Annotated in this window: 1 protein-coding gene; it reads left to right on the forward strand. The window is 67.7% G+C overall.

Annotated elements, in window-relative coordinates; all coding sequences use genetic code 11:
• Positions 1-267: 267 nt before the first annotated feature.
• Positions 268-530, forward strand: a 263-nt coding sequence (locus AC1DVT_RS20545; protein WP_477391281.1) for a hypothetical protein, incomplete at its 3' end; no start/stop codon positions are given.

The raw sequence follows: 530 nt of genomic DNA on the forward strand, positions 1-530 counted from the left end.
GTGTACCCCTTCGAGGAGGCTCAGGCTGCCGCGGCGGCGAGCGCCGTGCCCGGTCGCGCGGGGAAGATCCTGCTGCGCTTCTGAGGTCGCGGGGTCCTGACGTTCCGCGGGGTCTTGACGCGCGCGGACCCTGAGAGGAAACTGCGCAGCGAGGGGTGCTCCGGTGGGAGCATGCGACTTCGGGGGAAGCCGCTCAGGCGATGGCGCCAGTGCGTTGCGCGCCAGGCCGATGCCTCGGCATCAGTCGACGCAAAGGCGGCACTCCTCATGCGCAATTCGATTCGGCCATCCAGTCAGCGCACGCGACTGCTCAGCGCAGGAACGACGATTGTCGCGGCGCTCGCGTTGGTGGGCCTGTCGGTCTCGCCGGCCGCCGCAGCAGGACACGGACCCACGATCACGACGAACAGCGGTGATTACTCGTTCGAATCGTGGTACTGCGGTTATCCGATGCAGGTGGAGGGCCACTTCACGAGCAAGGTGCGGGAGCGGCAGCGTCCGTATGACGGGGATCCGCTGCGCATCGAGAC

The organism is Microbacterium sp. P2_F9 (assembly GCF_056403635.1).